This is a genomic window from Halopseudomonas sp. 4NH20-0008, from assembly GCF_057548395.1.
In genome coordinates this window covers 146,774-163,666 of the sequence record NZ_BAAJMD010000009.1, presented here as the reverse complement: position 1 = coordinate 163,666, position 16,893 = coordinate 146,774, and the positions used below count along the sequence as shown (strand labels likewise).

General features: G+C 59.5%; 15 protein-coding genes. 10 read left to right on the top strand and 5 right to left on the bottom strand.

Annotation, left to right across the window (positions count from 1 at the left end; genetic code table 11):
- Positions 1-93: 93 nt before the first annotated feature.
- The 4 genes from AC27HQ_RS11050 to rpmE form a co-directional block, all read right to left on the bottom strand.
- Positions 94-1,356 (bottom strand): malic enzyme-like NAD(P)-binding protein, encoded by a 1,263-nt coding sequence (locus AC27HQ_RS11050; RefSeq protein ID WP_487156220.1) that lies wholly within the window; start codon positions 1,354-1,356, stop codon positions 94-96.
- 96 nt (positions 1,357-1,452) lie between these two features.
- Positions 1,453-2,898, bottom strand: coding sequence for a M48 family metalloprotease (locus AC27HQ_RS11045; protein ID WP_487156219.1), 1,446 nt, complete (start codon positions 2,896-2,898; stop codon positions 1,453-1,455).
- Positions 2,898-3,653, bottom strand: a complete 756-nt coding sequence (locus tag AC27HQ_RS11040; protein ID WP_487156218.1) for a thermonuclease family protein — start codon at positions 3,651-3,653, stop codon at positions 2,898-2,900. Before AC27HQ_RS11040 ends, AC27HQ_RS11045 begins: the two co-directional genes overlap by 1 nt.
- 55 nt (positions 3,654-3,708) lie before the next feature.
- A complete protein-coding gene (gene rpmE, locus AC27HQ_RS11035) occupies positions 3,709-3,921 on the bottom strand; it encodes a 50S ribosomal protein L31 (protein ID WP_487156217.1) in 213 nt (70 codons plus the stop codon).
- Positions 3,922-4,120: 199 nt separating this feature from the next.
- On the opposite strand from rpmE, the gene AC27HQ_RS11030 reads away from it, so the two are divergent.
- From AC27HQ_RS11030 to AC27HQ_RS10985, 10 genes are all read left to right on the top strand, one after another.
- Positions 4,121-6,337 (top strand): primosomal protein N', encoded by a 2,217-nt coding sequence (locus AC27HQ_RS11030; protein ID WP_487156216.1) that lies wholly within the window; start codon positions 4,121-4,123, stop codon positions 6,335-6,337.
- 77 nt (positions 6,338-6,414) lie between these two features.
- Positions 6,415-8,160, top strand: coding sequence for an arginine--tRNA ligase (gene argS, locus AC27HQ_RS11025; RefSeq protein WP_487156215.1), 1,746 nt, complete (start codon positions 6,415-6,417; stop codon positions 8,158-8,160).
- 5 nt (positions 8,161-8,165) lie between these two features.
- The gene (locus AC27HQ_RS11020) at positions 8,166-8,753 is read left to right on the top strand and encodes an SPOR domain-containing protein (protein WP_487156214.1); all 588 of its coding nucleotides are present in this window, start codon (positions 8,166-8,168) and stop codon (positions 8,751-8,753) included.
- A 167-nt stretch (positions 8,754-8,920) separates the two neighbouring features.
- A complete protein-coding gene (gene hslV / locus AC27HQ_RS11015; protein ID WP_487156213.1) occupies positions 8,921-9,451 on the top strand; it encodes an ATP-dependent protease subunit HslV in 531 nt (176 codons plus the stop codon).
- A gap of 21 nt (positions 9,452-9,472) precedes the next feature.
- On the top strand, positions 9,473-10,813 hold the full coding sequence (hslU, locus tag AC27HQ_RS11010; RefSeq protein ID WP_487156212.1) for an ATP-dependent protease ATPase subunit HslU: 1,341 nt from the start codon (positions 9,473-9,475) through the stop codon (positions 10,811-10,813).
- A 110-nt stretch (positions 10,814-10,923) separates the two neighbouring features.
- Positions 10,924-11,298 (top strand): gamma-butyrobetaine hydroxylase family protein, encoded by a 375-nt coding sequence (locus AC27HQ_RS11005; RefSeq protein ID WP_487156211.1) that lies wholly within the window; start codon positions 10,924-10,926, stop codon positions 11,296-11,298.
- Positions 11,299-11,512: 214 nt separating this feature from the next.
- Entirely contained in the window at positions 11,513-13,192 is a 1,680-nt protein-coding gene (gene phaC, locus AC27HQ_RS11000) for a class II poly(R)-hydroxyalkanoic acid synthase (RefSeq protein WP_487156210.1), read from the top strand.
- A gap of 23 nt (positions 13,193-13,215) precedes the next feature.
- A complete protein-coding gene (gene phaZ / locus AC27HQ_RS10995; protein WP_487156209.1) occupies positions 13,216-14,076 on the top strand; it encodes a poly(3-hydroxyalkanoate) depolymerase in 861 nt (286 codons plus the stop codon).
- A 62-nt stretch (positions 14,077-14,138) separates the two neighbouring features.
- Positions 14,139-15,776: a class II poly(R)-hydroxyalkanoic acid synthase gene (locus AC27HQ_RS10990; protein ID WP_487156208.1), complete on the top strand. Its 1,638-nt coding sequence runs from the start codon at positions 14,139-14,141 to the stop codon at positions 15,774-15,776.
- Between the two features lie 8 nt (positions 15,777-15,784).
- A complete protein-coding gene (locus AC27HQ_RS10985; RefSeq protein ID WP_487156207.1) occupies positions 15,785-16,399 on the top strand; it encodes a TetR/AcrR family transcriptional regulator in 615 nt (204 codons plus the stop codon).
- A 53-nt stretch (positions 16,400-16,452) separates the two neighbouring features.
- Here the strand turns inward: AC27HQ_RS10985 and AC27HQ_RS10980 are convergent, their stop codons facing one another.
- Positions 16,453-16,869 carry a phasin family protein gene (locus tag AC27HQ_RS10980; RefSeq protein ID WP_487156206.1) on the bottom strand — a complete coding sequence of 139 codons (417 nt, stop codon included), beginning with the start codon at positions 16,867-16,869 and terminating at the stop codon, positions 16,453-16,455.
- Positions 16,870-16,893: the final 24 nt, after the last annotated feature.

Sequence of the window (16,893 nt, the reverse complement as noted above, 5' to 3'; positions counted from 1 at the left end):
AGAAAACCGTCAAGCGCTTTTGAGTTATTTCCGGCACAAAAAACCCCGCCGTCGGCGGGGTTCTTGTTCAGCTGCAAACCAGCAGAGCGCGGATCAGATGCAATCTTCAACCGACTTCAGCGGGTAATGCGCCGGGTACGGCAGCGTCGCCACGCCAGAATCGATAGCCGCCTTGGCAACAGCAGCGGGCACACGCTCGATCAGACGGACATCCATGGGCTTGGGAATGATGTACTCACGACCAAACGCCAGATCGATACCGCCGTAGGCTTCAGACACATACTGTGGCACAGGCTCTTTAGCCAGTTCACGAATGGCATGAACAGCGGCAATCTTCATTTCTTCATTGATGCGGGTGGCTCTTACGTCCAGTGCACCGCGGAAAATGAAGGGGAAGCCCAGAACGTTGTTTACCTGGTTAGGGTAGTCGGAACGACCGGTAGCCATGATCACGTCAGGACGTGAGGCGCGCGCCAGTTCAGGATCGATTTCCGGATCCGGGTTGGAGCAGGCGAAAACGATGGGATTTTCAGCCATCAGTTTCAGTTCGGCTGGCTGCAGCAGGTTCGGGCCGGACAGGCCGAGGAACACATCAGCGCCTTTCATGGCATCCGCCAGGGTACGCTTGTCGGTTTCGCTGGCAAAAATAGCCTTGTACTCGTTCAGGTCGTCACGGCCAGAGTGAATCACGCCCTTACGGTCGAGCATGTAGATATTTTCGACCTTGCAGCCCATGCTGACCAGCAGCTTCATGCAAGCGATAGCGGCAGCACCGGCACCCAGACATACTACCTTGGCTTCTTCCAGCTTCTTGTCAGCCAGCTCAAGCGCGTTGATCATGGCGGCTGCAGTTACGATGGCAGTACCATGCTGGTCGTCGTGGAAAATCGGAATATCGCACTGCTCGATCAGAGCGCGCTCAATCTCAAAGCACTCGGGTGCCTTGATGTCTTCCAGGTTGATGCCACCAAAAGTGCAGGAGATACGCTTGACGGTATCAATAAAAGCCTGCGGGCTTTCTGACTCAACTTCGATATCAAACACGTCGATACCGGCAAAGCGCTTGAACAACACGCCCTTGCCTTCCATAACCGGCTTGCTGGCCAACGGACCCAGATTACCGAGACCCAGAATGGCAGTGCCATCTGAAATCACCGCAACGAGGTTACCCTTGCCGGTGTATTTGAATGCATTCAGCGGATCCTTGGCGATCTCGCGGACCGGCTCAGCCACGCCCGGGCTGTAGGCCAGTGCCAGATCACGGGCTGTCGCAGTGGGCTTGGTCAGTTCAACGCTCAGCTTGCCCGGACGCGGGTTTGCATGATAGTCGAGTGCATCGGTTCTCAAATCAGACATATTAAGTTTTCCGGTCAAGTTGCTTATGCGGGCGATGGAGAATACAGAAAAGCCAATCCCCGAACAAGATCATTCAGCAGATCAATGTCAAGGACATTATCTTACAACTTTGAGCCACTGTCCCGGTTCTAGCTGACCATCAGGCCAATGCCCATTGAGCAGGCGCAAGCGTGCTTCGGCACCCTCGCCCAACGGGCTTTGTCGGGCCAACCGGGCATAGGTGTCACCCTGGCGAACACGATGCAGACGAATGCGCATGGGTTCGGCCAGCGCCTTGTCAGTACGGCTCAACCCCCTGAAGCTGCGAATAACGCTGACATAGGCAGAATCGTAAAGCTCAAGCGGCCCGCGGTCGCGAAAAGCCCCGATGAATAGAAAAGCCTGATCGCCGCGCACAATTACTGCCACGCGCCTGGCATTGGCACCAGGAATCACTGCCATATAGCCTTGATAACCCATACCACTGAACGCCTCTCCCTGGACCAGGGTTTCCTTACCGGCGCGCTGGCGCAACAAGGCTTCAGCCGAGGGTACCGGGTCAGAGGTCAAGCGCTCGGTAGTCAGCGCAATAAAGGCTTGCTCATCCCGGGTATGCGCGAGCAACACGTCGGGTCGGTTGCGCACCTGCCAGCCTTCGGGGTATTCCAGGGTCATATTCAGGCCCGCATGATAGACATGCTGACCCCGAACAATGCCCTGCTCGGCACTATCACCAAATACCATGCCGTCGATGGCACGCAGATACCCTTCTCGACCCAGTCGCTGATCGACGCCCGCCGACAGAGCACGGGCCTGCTCAACGACTTGCTGCAAGCGTTGATCATGGGTCGGATGCGTTGAGAACAGACCATGATAACCCTGGACCTGGCGGCCCTCGGCCTCGGCGCGTTGGCGGGCAAAGGTATCCTGGTCCTTGAGCACACCAATCACGTCCAGCACTGCATCGGCGCGATATCCGGTACGCGCAAGGTATTCAGCGCCCAGGCCGTCAGCCTCTAACTCCATGTCACGACCATAACCCCTGACCATGGCGGTGCCAACCATATTGCCAAGATCACCCGCCGCACCGATACCTGTTCCAGCGGCCAGAACTTGCGCGAGCAACCCCGTGCCCATGGCCATGCTTTGCTGCCGGACCCCATGACGGGCGGTCACATGGCCAATTTCATGACCCAGAACAGCCGCCATTTCGGCCTCGGAGTTCATATAGGCAAGCAAGCCACGATTGATATAGATGTAGCCACCCGGCAAGGCAAAGGCATTGATATCCGGTGAATCAACGATGTTGAATTGATAGCTCAGATTGCTGCGGTGGCTTTGCCCAGCCAAGCGCTGACCGACGTCCTGCACATAGGCTTGCAACTTGTCATTCTTGAGCATGGGCATTTGCTGGGCAATCTGGGCGCTGGCCTGCTGCCCCAAGGCCAACTCCTGAGCCTCGGACATCATCACAAAGTCGCGCTTGCCGCTGACCGGATTGGTCGCGCAGCCCGACAGCAAGGCAAAAGCCAACAACCAAATTAGCCAGTAACGCGTGATCATCACTTCATCTCCAGCATCAATGGGTGACGCAGGGGCAGCATGAAAGGCTTGTGTTGAGGCCGCAAGCTAGCCTGGCCCCGACGATCAATCACCCAGCCACGGACCTCCACTTCTCGACCAAGCCAGGCTGCCGTCGGTGCCGAGAACTGCTCCCGGTCGTCTCGCCCTATGCGTAAAACCAGTGGTCCGTCCATCTCCAGCCACAGGTGACCAGCCGCTTCATTGAACGACTGAATCCGCCCGCGCAGCACCTGAAAGCCACCCGTCTGCAGATCAGCCACCGGCTTGATCGGCGACTCGCCCCACAGACCAAGACGCGCACTACGGGCGCGTCGCTCGGCATCCAGATGACAGCGGGCCAGCGCCGTATTGGGCGGTACCGCTATGGCAAAGCCTAGCCCTTCCTCAAGCAGCCGTGCTTCCAGATTATAGCCATCCGCAGAGAAAAGATGGCCCAGCGTTCGCCCATAACGGTCGCGCCCCTCTGTCCCGACAACCAGACGCAAACCAGCGGCGCCAGCAAGCTCCTGCAAGCGACGCTTGGCCGCCTGAGAAAAGGGCTGGGAGGGCTCGCCACGACGCCCGATTTCAGGTGTATCCAGGCCAATCAGGCGCAGGCGCCGCCCATCGGTCAACTGTAGGGTATCGCCATCCAGCACAAACTGGCTGGCGACCAACTCGCCCCGCTCAGTGAGCTGACACGAGTCGGCCAGCAGGACGCCGGAAAACAACCAGGCAACAAAAAAGGCGCCCACATGGAGCGCCTTTCTGTGTTGCCTGATGGCCATTGCAAACAGGCCAGAGGACAATTTACTTGGTGCTGACAGCGCCAAAGCGCTGCTTGAAACGCTCGATACGACCACCGGTATCCAGCATCTTCTGCTTGCCGGTGTAGAAGGGGTGGCACTCGGAGCATACGTCCAGGTGAATACCCTTGGTCAGCGTAGAACGGGTCTTGATCACGTTGCCGCAGCTGCAAGTGGCTTCAAGCTCAACGTAGGTAGGATGCAAATCAGCTTTCATGGTCTTTCCTCTGTGGGTGTGCCGCCACCGGATCAACCTGATCAGGCACCGCACTGTACGTGTGTTTGCTGGCTCCAGCGCTTGGGCACAGGGACCGTAAAATAGGCCGGCGATAATAACAGAATCCGCTGCAGACGCAAGTATCCTGCATTCCTTGACGGGAGTGCTAACATGCCGCGACTGACTTAGGGAGTTTTCTGTGTCCGGACCCATTCTGCAGGTTGCCCTGCCCTCACCCCTGCGCCGCCTGTTCGACTACCAGTCGCCGGCGGGCGCTCGCAAGGAGGATCTGCGCATCGGATCACGGGTCCGTGTACCCTTTGGTCAGCGCCAGATGGTAGGCCTGATCGCCAGTCTCAGCGACACCACCGAGGTGCCCAGCGGCAAGCTCAAGCGCGCTGTCGAACTGATTGACCTGCAACCCCTGATGCCCGACAGCCTGTGGCAGCTCTGCCTGTGGACCGCCAGCTATTATCAGCATGGTCTTGGCGATACCCTCAGTTGCGCACTGCCCACCCTGTTGCGTCAGGGTGAGCCAGCACTGGCGCGCCAGGACGTACTCTGGAAGCTGCTGCCGGGCGCCTACCCCGAGCATCCAGCGGTCAGTCGCGCAGCCAAGCAAAAGCAGGCCGTACAGGTTTTATCACAGCACCCGCATGGGCTGTCACATGCACTGATTAGCCAATGGGGGCTGACCCGCGATGCCCTGGAGGCCCTGGAGCGCAAGGGCCTGGCAACACGCATTGAACAGTCGCCGCACCACAGTGCCGAACCCTTACCCTTATTAAGGGAGGTACCTCTGAGCGCCAACGCCGAACAACAGGCCGCACTGCAGGCTATTGCCGCAGAAAAAGGCTTTGTCTGCTGGTTATTGGATGGTGTGACAGGTAGCGGCAAAACCGAGGTCTATCTGCAAGCCATCGAACAACGCCTGCGACTGGGCCTGCAGGTACTGGTACTGATTCCGGAAATCGGCCTCACCCCCCAGACCCTTGATCGCTTTCAACGACGTTTCAGTTGCCCCACCGTGATCTTGCACTCAGGCCTGAATGACCGCGAGCGGCTGGACGCCTGGATTGCCGCCCGGGACGGCGAGGCCAGCATCATCATTGGCACCCGCTCGGCGATATTCACGCCACTGGCTCGTCCGGGCCTGATCATTGTCGATGAGGAACACGACCTGTCCTTCAAACAGCAGGAGGGGCTACGCTATAACGCCCGCGATCTGGCGGTGTACCGTGGCCATGTGGAAAACATGCCGGTGATTCTCGGCTCGGCTACGCCCTCACTGGAGAGTTTGCATAACGTCCGCCGCAACCGTTATCGCCACCTGTTGCTGACCGAGCGCGCCGGCCAGGCCAAGCCCCCGCAGTTCCAGTGCATCGACATTCGTAGCCGCAAGCTGCAGGCCGGACTCTGCCGCCCCATGACCGAAGCCATAGGCGAGCATCTGCAACGCGGCAATCAGGTTCTGGTATTTATCAACCGCCGCGGTTTTGCGCCCACGCTGATGTGCCACGACTGCGGTTGGATTGCCGAGTGCACACGCTGCGATGCGCGCATGACCGTGCATCAGAACCCGGCCCGGCTGCACTGCCACCACTGCGACAGTCAGCGCCCATTGGAAACCGAGTGTCCGAAATGCTTCAGCATCGAGCTGAAACCCCTGGGCGCAGGCACCGAGCGAACCGAAGAATATCTGGCCAGTTGCTTCCCCAGCTTCTCGGTTCTGCGCATTGACCGCGAGAGCATGGCCCGCAAAAGCGCCATGCAGGACGCCATCAAACGCATTCAAAGTGGCGCACCCTGCCTGCTGGTTGGCACCCAGATGTTGGCCAAGGGTCACCATTTCCCGGATGTCACGCTGGTCGCCATTCTGGATGCCGATGGCGGATTGTTTTCCGCCGACTTCCGCGGCCCGGAACGCATGGCTCAGCTGATCACCCAGGTCGCCGGACGCGCCGGTCGCGCGGACAAACCCGGACAGGTGCTGATCCAGACGCATATGGCCGAACACCCCCTGCTGATAGCCCTGACCGAACAGGGCTACGGGGCGATTGCCGAACATGAACTGGATGCCCGTGGCCGCGCCGGCTTGCCGCCGTTCAGTTTTATCGCCCTGCTGCGGGCCGAATCAAACAACGCCGCCAATGCCAATGCCTTTCTGGAATCAGCCTGCGAACTGGCCGAACAACTGACCGATAGCCTCGGACTCGGGGTGATCGACATGCTCGGCCCGGTACCCTCGGTCATGGAACGCCGCGCCGGACGCTATCGGGCGCAGCTGCTGGTGCAATCGCCGCAGCGTTCGACCCTGCACCAATTGTTGTTTCACTGGTTGCCACAACTGGAAAGCCATCCGCTGGGACGCAAGGTTCGCTGGTCGATCGACGTCGATCCGCTGGACATGTTTTGAACGGGATTTGGCAAGCGCGCTCTGAACGCGGATAATGCCCGGTTTTCCACAGGCATTCGCCGGATACCCAACTGCATATGAAGAACATCATCAGTCAGCTGCTTGCCAGCGCCGTTACCACGCTTCAGCAACAGGGCGTGCTGCCCGCTGATCTGACGCCGTCGATTCAGGTTGAACTGGCGCGCGACAAGAGTCACGGTGACTTTGCCAGCAATCTGGCCATGATGCTGGCCAAACCGGCCGGTATGAAGCCGCGCGACCTAGCTGAACAACTGGTTGCAGCGCTGCCGAGCCATCCGGCGGTAGCCAGCGTGAACATTGCCGGCCCGGGTTTTATCAACGTCTTTCAGGACCCCCAGTGGCTGGCCGGCAAGCTTGATCAGGCGCTGGCTGACAGCCGCTTGGGTGTCGCCGCTGCCGAGCCGACCCAGCGTGTAGTGGTCGACTACTCCTCGCCCAACCTGGCCAAGGAAATGCACGTAGGCCACCTGCGCTCCACCATCATTGGTGATGCCGTGGCGCGAGTGCTGGAGCACCTGGGCCACAGCGTCATCCGCCAGAACCATGTCGGCGACTGGGGCACCCAGTTCGGCATGCTGCTGGCCTATCTGGAAGAGCACAGCGTCGACGCCGAAGCCGAACTGGCCGATCTGGAGCACTTTTACCGTCAGGCCAAGCAGCGCTTCGACCAGTCTCCCGAGTTTGCTGATCGCGCCCGTGAGCGGGTAGTTCAGCTGCAGGCCGGTGACCCCGAATGCCTGGCCCTGTGGCAGCGCTTCAACAGTATCTCGCTGGGCCATTGCCAGGCCATTTACCAGCGTCTGGGCGTAAGCCTGAGCGCTGAGGATGTACGCGGCGAAAGCGCCTATAACGACCAGCTCGCCGGCATAGTCGATGCGCTGAAAGCCAAGGGCCTGCTGACCGAGAGCCAGGGCGCCCAGTGCGTGTTCCTCGATCAGTTCAAGAATGCCGAAGGTAACCCGCTGCCCGTGATCATTCAAAAGGCTGGCGGCGGTTACCTGTACGCCACCTCGGACCTGGTCGCCATGCGCTACCGCGTCGAGCAGCTCAAGGCCGACCGCGTGCTGTACTTTGTTGACCAACGCCAGGCGCTGCACTTTCAGCAGGTGTTTGCTGTGGCAAAACTGGCCGGTTTTGTACCCGAGCAGGTGCAACTCGAACACATGGGCTTTGGCACCATGAACGGCGCCGACGGCAAGCCGTTCAAGACCCGCGATGGCGGTACCGTCAAACTCATTGACTTGCTTGAGGAAGCCGAACAGCGTGCCTATCGCCTGGTCGCCGAGAAAAACCCGGAGTTGGCTGAGGCCGACCTGCAACAGATTGGTCTCGCCGTCGGTATTGGCGCCGTCAAGTATGCCGACCTGTCCAAGCACCGCAGCAGCGACTACAGCTTCAACTTTGAGCTGATGCTGAGCTTTGAGGGCAATACCGCGCCCTACCTGATGTACGCCTACACTCGGGTCGCCAGCATATTTCGCAAACTGGAGCGGAGCATGCTGGCCATCAATGACCTGGCGCCCATGCAACTGGTTGAGCCAGCGGAAACCGAGCTGGCCGCCCACCTCGACCAGTTCAGCCAGACCCTGGAATACGTAGCCCGTGAAGGCACCCCGCATGTGCTCTGCCACTATCTATACGAGCTGGCGGGTCGCTTCTCCAGTTTCTACGAAAACTGCCCGATTCTCGGCGCCGAACAACCGGCCCAGCGCGACAGCCGCCTGCGCCTAGCCGCCCTGACTGGACGCACACTGCAGCAAGGGCTTACCCTGCTCGGCATTGATACTCTGGAGCGCATGTAAGCAGCATGGCCAAAGCACGCAAAGCCCCCCGGCGCGGCGCCAGCCGTCAGCAGCAATCGAACAAGCGCAGCATTCCCGGTTGGCTGTGGCTGGTCAGCGGGCTGGCCATCGGCTTGTTTGTAGCCTTTCTGTTTCAGCTTGAGCCTGGCAAGGACGGCATTCGTCGCGACGCAACACCCACCCCACCGCCACCGACCCAGCGTGCACCCGTCACCACTGCACCCGAACAGCCACGTTACGACTTCTATACCCTGTTACCGGAGTCTGAAGTCATCGTGCCGCAGAACACCGCAGCAGAAACGCCTGCAGCAGAAACGGAAACCCCTCGGCCTGACACACCTGCAACGGCTACCACACAGTTTTTCCTGCAGGCCGGCTCCTTCCGCCAACGTGCCGAGGCTGACCGGGTCAGGGCACAAATTCTGCTGCTGGGTCTGGACGTCAACCTGGAAAACGCCAATCTGGCCGGTGGCGAGACCTGGTATCGGGTGCAAGTTGGTCCCTTCGGTGACCGCTCCAGCCTCGACCAGGCACAGAAAACCCTGGCCGGGAATGGCTTCGATAACCTGCTGCTGCAACGCCGGCCACAATAAGCCGTAGCCTGCCGTCGACAATAATTGCTCCAACAGCCTCGGGTGAGATCACCCGGGCTGTCGTATTTATACCCGCCTTGAATTCCCCAATCCTGCCCCCAGATAAACTGCATATGGTCGCCGCCACTGCGCCGACCCCCCTCTGAACAGTCAAGCAGGAGCTGCGCGTGACCACAATCGTATCCGTTCGTCGCAACGGCAAGGTGGTGATCGGCGGTGATGGCCAGGTCTCACTGGGCAATACCGTCATGAAGGGCAATGCCCGCAAAGTACGTCGTCTTTACAAGGACCAGGTCATTGCCGGTTTTGCTGGCGGTACCGCAGATGCCTTTACCCTCTTCGAGCGTTTTGAAGCCCAACTCGAGAAGCATCAGGGCCATCTGGTACGCGCTGCCGTCGAACTGGCCAAAGATTGGCGTACCGATCGCGCCCTGCGGCGTCTTGAAGCCCTGCTGGCGGTGGCCAACAAGGACGCATCACTGATCATTACCGGCAACGGTGACGTGATCGAACCTGAAGAAGGTCTGATTGCCATTGGTTCCGGCGGCCCCTTTGCCCAGGCTGCCGCCAGCGCCTTGCTGCGCAATACCGAACTGTCCGCCCGTGAGATTGTCGAACAAAGCCTGAACATTGCCGGCGAAATCTGCATCTACACCAATCATAACCAGACCATTGAGGAGCTGGATGCCAACACCTGAGGCATCCGGAAAATCAGCAGCATGTCCATGACTCCCCGCGAAATAGTTCACGAGCTCGACCGCCACATTATCGGCCAGCAGGATGCCAAGCGCGCCGTTGCCATTGCCCTGCGCAATCGCTGGCGGCGCCAGCAGCTGCCCGAGGCGCTGCGTGCTGAAGTAACGCCCAAGAACATTCTGATGATTGGTCCGACCGGCGTCGGCAAGACCGAGATAGCCCGTCGCCTGGCCAAACTGGCGCAGGCTCCCTTTATCAAGGTAGAAGCGACCAAGTTCACCGAGGTCGGTTATGTTGGCCGTGACGTCGAGTCGATCATCCGTGATCTGGTGGATGCGGCGATCAAGATGCTGCGCGAGCAGGAAATGCACAAACTGCAGCACCGCGCCGAAGATGCGGCCGAGGAGCGCATTCTGGATGCGCTGTTGCCCCCTGCACGCCAGGGCGTCAGCGACCAGCCGGTGCGCGAAGACTCCAGCACCCGCCAACTGTTCCGCAAGCGCTTGCGTGAAGGCCAGCTGGACGACAAGGACATTGACATCGAACTGGCCGATACCCCGGTCGGGGTCGAAATCATGGCGCCACCCGGCATGGAAGAAATGACCAGCCAGCTGCAGAACATGTTTTCCAGCTTCGGCAAGGACAAGCGCAAAACCCGCACCCTCAAGGTCAAGGATGCGCTGAAACTGGCACGCGATGAAGAAGCCGCCCGTCTGGTCAACGAAGAGGACATCAAGACCCGCGCCATTCACGCGGTCGAGCAGAACGGCATCGTGTTTCTTGATGAAATCGACAAGGTCAGCAAGCGCGCCAACAGTGGTGGCGGCGCCGATGTCTCGCGCGAAGGCGTGCAGCGCGATCTGCTGCCACTGATTGAGGGCTGCACGGTGAACACCAAGTTTGGCATGATCAAGACCGACCATATCCTGTTCATTGCCTCGGGTGCCTTTCACCTGACCAAGCCCTCGGACCTGATTCCCGAGCTGCAAGGCCGTCTGCCGATCCGCGTGGAACTGCAATCGCTGACACCGGGTGATTTCGAGCGCATCCTGACCGAACCCCATGCCTCGCTGACCGAGCAATACCGAGCACTCATGCAGACCGAAGGACTGGACATCGACTTTACTGAAGATGCCATCAAGCGTCTGGCGGAAATCGCCTGGCAGGTCAACGAAAAAACCGAGAACATCGGTGCCCGCCGCCTGCACACGGTGCTTGAACGCCTTCTGGAGGAGGTCTCCTTCGCTGCCGCCGATCTGGCCAGCAGCCAGGACGGCTCGCCGCTGAATATTGACGCCGCCTACGTAGAACAGCACCTGGGCGAGTTGGCGGTCAATGAAGATCTGTCGCGGTATATTCTCTAAGATAAGCCGCAAGCGACAAGCTGCAAGCTGTAAGCAGACCGTGCTGACGACACATACTGCTTTGTAGCTTGTAGCTTGAGGCTTGTCGCTTGAAGCTGAAAGGACTGTCCATGCCCATTCCCACCACCATCAAACTGCATAAAGCCTCGCGCACCTTGGAGCTGGGGTATGCGGATGGGCGCAGTTTCAGTTTGCCGGCGGAGTATCTGCGCGTCAGCTCACCGTCGGCTGAGGTGCGCGGTCATGGCAAGCCGGTGCTGCAGACCGGCAAGCAGCATGTCGTGCTGGTAGGCCTTGAGCAGGCCGGCAGCTATGCCCTCAAGCTGGTATTTGATGACGGGCATGACAGCGGCCTCTTCACCTGGGAATACCTTTACCAACTGGCCACCGAACAGTCCCAGCGCTGGCAGGCCTACCTCGACCAATTGGCCGCCGCCGGCGCCAGTCGCGATCCGCATACCTCCGCTGTACGTTTCATTCCCTGAGCCAAACCCATCAGGGCATAAGCGCGAATCTGCCGGAAAATACCGTCATCGCAGCTAAAACGGTTTAAAACCGCTGTCCGCCCGTGCTAACTTGTCTCACAAGTTAACAATTCTTCACAGTCAGGGCAGCTTTCGCCTACCGGCTGCCACGCTTTGCGCAGCACCCTACACGCCTTGTCTCTGCTCAGTCAGATTAGTTATGGAGCTTTAATAGATGGCCCACAAAAAAGACGAAGAACTCGGCCAGCAGGCCAGTGAGAACATTCTTGGCCCCAATCCGATCATCGGCGCACCAACCCGGGATCTGATCACCACGGCACGTCTGGTATTGCGTCAGACCGTCAAGCAGCCGATCCACAGCCTCAAGCATATTGGCCGTCTGGGCCTGGCGGTCAAGGATGTCATGCTCGGGCGCTCCGAGATTGCCCCAACCCCGGATGACAAGCGCTTTGGCGATCCGACCTGGACGCAAAACCCGCTGTATCGCCGCTATATGCAGGGCTATCTGGCCTGGCGCAAAGAGTTGAACAACTGGATTACCACCGCCGACTTGCCACCCCAGGACATTACCCGCGCCCAGTTCGTCATTGCCCTGATGACCGAAGCCATGGCGCCAACCAATACCGCCTTGAATCCCGCGGCGATCAAACGCTTCTTTGAAACCGGCGGCAAGAGCCTGTTCGATGGCCTGACCCATCTGGCTCAAGACATGGCCAATAATGGTGGCATGCCCAGCCAGGTCAATATGAAGGCCTTTGAAGTCGGCAAAAACCTGGCCGTGACCAAGGGCTCAGTAGTCTTTCGCAATGAAGTGCTGGAGCTGATCCAGTACAAGCCGCTGACCGAAGAGGTCTACGAGCGTCCGGTGCTGGTAGTGCCGCCACAGATCAACAAGTTCTATGTGTTTGACCTGTCGCCGGAAAAAAGCCTGGCACGCTACCTGACTCTGAGTCATATGCAGACCTTTGTGGTCAGCTGGCGCAATCCGACCAAGGCCCAGCGTGAATGGGGCCTGTCCACCTATATTGAAGCCCTGAAAGAAGCCGTCGACGTGGTCCTGAGCATTACCGGCAGCAAGGATCTGAGCATGCTCGGAGCCTGCTCCGGCGGCCTCACCACCGCGTCCCTGCTTGGACACTATGCAGCCTTGAAGGAAAAGAAAGTCCACTCCTTCACCCTGCTGGTCAGCGTGCTGGACACGGAAGTGAAGACTCAGGTGGCGCTATTCGCCGATGAGAAGTCGATTGAAGCTGCGCGGCGCATGTCCTACCAGAACGGTGTACTGGAAGGCAAAGACATGGCCAAGGTGTTTGCCTGGATGCGCCCCAACGATCTGATCTGGAATTACTGGGTCAACAACTACCTGCTCGGCAATGAGCCGCCGGTATTCGACATTCTGTTCTGGAACAATGACACCACGCGCCTGCCCGCAGCGCTGCACGGCGAGTTCCTGGAAATGTTCAAGACCAACCCGCTGACTCGAGCCAATGCTCTGGAAGTCTGTGGCACACCGATTGACCTCAAGCAGGTCAAGTGCGACTTTTTCTGTATTGCCGGCCTGACCGATCACATCACGCCCTGGGATGCCTGCTACAAGTCAGCACGCCTACTCGGCGGCAAGTGCGAATTTGTTTTGTCCTCAAGTGGACACATTCAGAGTATTCTGAATCCACCAGGCAATCCCAAGTCGCGCTTCTTTACCAACACCAGCATGCCGGATGATCCCAAGCAGTGGCTGGAAACTGCCACCAAACAATCCGACTCCTGGTGGCAATACTGGCGCGACTGGCTGCATGCCCGTGGCGGCAAGCTCAAGGCCGCTCCGACGGTACTGGGCAACGACAACTTTGTGCCGATGGAAGCGGCGCCCGGGACTTATGTTCACGAACGCTAGGCGCGTCATTACGAGATCAGCAGATGCCGCAGCACTCTTTTGTTTTTCGCACTATCGAACTGGATGGCCAGTTCCTTCGGACCGCCGTCCGACCCGGCAAGGGCAATCTTCCGCCCTTGCTGGTGTTCAATGGTATCGGCGCCAACCTGGAACTGGTGTTCCCTTTCGTCAAGGCGCTGGACCCGGACCTTGAGGTTATCGCCTTTGACGTGCCCGGCGTTGGCGGCTCGTCTACGCCGATGACGCCCTACCGTTTCCCCGGTCTGGCCAAACTGGCGGCACGCATGCTCGATTACCTGAACTATGGTCAGGTCAATGTCATTGGTGTGTCCTGGGGTGGTGCACTGGCCCAGCAATTTGCCCGTGATTACCCCGAGCGCTGCAAAAAACTGATCCTGGCGGCCACCGCCGCTGGCGCCGTGATGGTGCCGGGCAAGCCCAAGGTTCTGCTGAAGATGGCCAGTCCGCGCCGTTATATTCAGCCCTCACATGGCGTCAAGATTGCTGCCGACATCTACGGTGGCGCCTTCCGACGCGATCCCAAACTGGCCATGTCGCATGCTGCCAAGGTGCGTTCCTCCGGCAAGGTCGGCTATTACTGGCAGCTGTTTGCCGGCCTGGGCTGGACCAGTATTCATTGGCTGCACAAAATCCGTCAGCCGACCCTGGTGCTGGCCGGCGATGATGACCCGATTATTCCGCTGATCAACATGCGCATGATCGCCTGGCGTATTCCCAACGCGGAACTGCACGTGATTGATGATGGCCACCTGTTCCTGATCACCCGAGCAGATGCCGTAGCACCGATCATCATGCGTTTTCTGGCCGAGGAAAAGCAGCGTGCGGTAATCAAGCCACTGCTCAGCGGACTGATCAAACGTTGAGTCTTGAGCGCCTTGGGGTACACTGAGATCACCTTCAATTGTATCTGGACAAGGACCCCTGGATGCCCGTCAGCACGACCCCTCAGGCAACGACCGCACTGACCGGGGATCTGGCTGACAGATTGTTGGCAGCACTTCGCACACTCCCGGCTCAACCCTGTCACCATGCACGCCATACTCTGGCATTGGGCACCCGCCTGCTGGGTGCCTTGCGTGGCGATCAACAGCACGCCTTGGTACCCGGCGACAGTCGCTTCGGGCATCCCGACTGGCAAGCCCAGTCCTGTTTGCAGCGCAGCCTGCAAGCCTGGCTAAGCCTGTGTGCCCAGGGCGAAGACTGGCTGCAGGGCTTACAGGTCAGCCCGGCGGACCGCAGCCGCCTGGCGCTACTGGGACGGCAACTCAGCGCCGCGCTGGCCCCCAGTAACAGTCCGCTGAACCCCGAATTCAGAACACGGCTCAAGGAAACCGGTGGTCGCAGCCTGCTCAATGGCCTGCAGCATCTGGCGGCCGACCTGTTGATGGAGCGCCCGCTGGCCCCGCTGAGTGACGATCATGCTTTTCTGCTTGGCCGTGATCTGGCCAGTACTCCGGGCCGCGTGGTGCAGCGCCAACCGCTGTTTGAACTGATTCAATACCAACCTCGCACGCCCAAGGTGCACAGCAAACCGCTGCTGATCATTCCGCCGCCCCTGAACCGCTTCTATCTGCTGGATTTGACCCCCACCAGCAGCCTGGTTCGCCATGCCCTGGAACAAGGGCTGCAGGTCTTTCTGATCAGTTGGCGCAACCCGACGCCCGAACAGGCCGAATGGGGCTTCAATCAGTATGTGGGTGCCTGCCTTGCGGCGCTGGAAACCAGCTGTGCGATTGCCGAGAGCAAACAGGCCATGCTGCTGGCCGTGTGCGCCGGCGGCGTACTCGGGTTGTTGCTGCAAGGGCTGCTGCAGGCCCGCAACCAGTCGCAGCGCCTCAGCGCCAGCAGCTATCTGGTGACGCCGCTGGATGCCCGACTGCAAACCGACACGCTGGCGCTGGCCGGTCCGGCGGCGCGCCAGCGCCTGCGTCGTCGGCTGTGGCGGCAGGGCTGCCTGCAGGCCAATCAACTGGGTAGCAGCTTTGCCTGGCTCAGGCCTGAACATTTTGTCTGGCCCATGGCATTGCAACGTTATGGCCTGGATCAAGCCCCGCCGGCCCGCGAAGTGCTGTTCTGGAGCCAGGACAATACCCGCCTGCCTGCGCGCCTGGTCGACGATATGCTGGATCTGTTCGAGCGCGACCCGCTGGCCGCAGCAGGGCATCTGGTGGTGCAAGGGGCCGCCATGGATCTGTCAGGCATCCAGACGCCAAGCTGGCATCTGGGCGCGCAACGCGACCATATCGTCAATTGGCAGAATAGCTATCCCGACAGCCGCCTGGGCGGCGACAAGGTATTTGTGCAGAGCCATAGTGGGCATATCCAGAGCCTGATCAATCCGCTGGATCATCCTGGCGCGCGCTTTCGTATCGGCCCGGCTCAACAGGCTGATGCCGATGCCTGGTTGGCCACCAGCACAGCGCATGAGGGCAGTTGGTGGCCACATTGGAGCGGCTGGCTGAAAAGCCATGCTGGCCGCCTCAAAGCCGCCCCGGCAGCGCTTGGCAATACGCACTTTCCACCGTTGGATGCCGCACCCGGCTGCTATGTTTACCAGAGCTGAGACACCCGATGAAAACCCGTGACCGCATCCTGTTGTGCACCCTTGAACTCTTCAATGATCAAGGCGAGCCGAATGTCACCACCCTGGATATCGCCAACGAACTGGATATCAGCCCGGGCAACCTGTATTACCACTTCCGTGGCAAGGAAGCCCTGCTCGAGGCCCTGCTGGAACAGTTCATGACCCAGACCGAGGGTCTGCTGCGCCTGGACACCGATCCGGCAGCACTGGATCCGGAAGATTACTGGTTGTTCCTGCACCTGCTGTTCGAGGGCATCATTGCCTACCGCTTCCTGTTCCAGGACCTATCCAACCTGTGCGGCCGACATGCCTTTATCCAGCGCGGCATGCAGCACTGGATTGCGGCCCTGCGCGCCACCCTGTTACGCCTGCTGCTGGGGCTGCGCGAGCAACAGCATCTGGATTGTGACGACGACAGCCTTGCGCGCCTGCTCGACGCCCTGTGCCAGACCTGCCTGTTCTGGCTCGACTACCAGCGCATTACCCGCGGTGACCAGGACAATCCCGGACTCGGCGTGCAACAGGTACTGGGCTTGCTGCTGCCCTACCTGGACAGCGATACCCGCGAGTGGATGCAGATGCTGGTAGACCGCTACCGCTGAGCAGGCACAAAAAACCCGGCCAATTGGCCGGGTAAAGGGGAAAGCGGTGTGACTCAGCTGGCCTTTTTCAAGGTCGCTGTGAGTTGATCAATCTTTGCCGACAACTTTGACATTTCACTGCTGGTAGGAATACCAAAGCGCGCAAGCACAGCACTGCGGCGTTCTTCCAGTTCGGACGCCACCTTCTCCAGACGACCACCGGTCATCTCATGGAAGCGTCCTTTCAGGGTTTCCAGCTTGCTGGTAGCGGTCTCGACCTGCTCGGAGATCAGCTCTTTACCCTGCTTCTCCAGCACTTCGCCCTCGGCAACCAGATCCTTGAAGTATTCAAGGCTGTCTTTGCCTGCCTTGGCGTAGGCGCCCAGGCCAGCCAACCAGAACTGACGTGATTGCGTCTTGATGCCGTCGGCCACTTCAGTGACCAGATTCACGCCTGAGTCGATCAGAGTCTCTTTCTTTGCCGTTGCCATGGTAATCACTCCTTGCCTGTCATA

Coding starts and splice junctions, on each gene's coding strand:
- AC27HQ_RS11050 (WP_487156220.1), bottom strand. CDS start 1,356: ATGTCTGATTTGAGAACCGATGCACTCGACTATCATGCAAACCCGCGT.
- AC27HQ_RS11045 (WP_487156219.1), bottom strand. CDS start 2,898: ATGATCACGCGTTACTGGCTAATTTGGTTGTTGGCTTTTGCCTTGCTG.
- rpmE (WP_487156217.1), bottom strand. CDS start 3,921: ATGAAAGCTGATTTGCATCCTACCTACGTTGAGCTTGAAGCCACTTGC.
- argS (WP_487156215.1), top strand. CDS start 6,415: ATGAAGAACATCATCAGTCAGCTGCTTGCCAGCGCCGTTACCACGCTT.
- AC27HQ_RS11020 (WP_487156214.1), top strand. CDS start 8,166: ATGGCCAAAGCACGCAAAGCCCCCCGGCGCGGCGCCAGCCGTCAGCAG.
- hslU (WP_487156212.1), top strand. CDS start 9,473: ATGTCCATGACTCCCCGCGAAATAGTTCACGAGCTCGACCGCCACATT.
- AC27HQ_RS11005 (WP_487156211.1), top strand. CDS start 10,924: ATGCCCATTCCCACCACCATCAAACTGCATAAAGCCTCGCGCACCTTG.
- phaC (WP_487156210.1), top strand. CDS start 11,513: ATGGCCCACAAAAAAGACGAAGAACTCGGCCAGCAGGCCAGTGAGAAC.
- phaZ (WP_487156209.1), top strand. CDS start 13,216: ATGCCGCAGCACTCTTTTGTTTTTCGCACTATCGAACTGGATGGCCAG.
- AC27HQ_RS10990 (WP_487156208.1), top strand. CDS start 14,139: ATGCCCGTCAGCACGACCCCTCAGGCAACGACCGCACTGACCGGGGAT.
- AC27HQ_RS10985 (WP_487156207.1), top strand. CDS start 15,785: ATGAAAACCCGTGACCGCATCCTGTTGTGCACCCTTGAACTCTTCAAT.
- AC27HQ_RS10980 (WP_487156206.1), bottom strand. CDS start 16,869: ATGGCAACGGCAAAGAAAGAGACTCTGATCGACTCAGGCGTGAATCTG.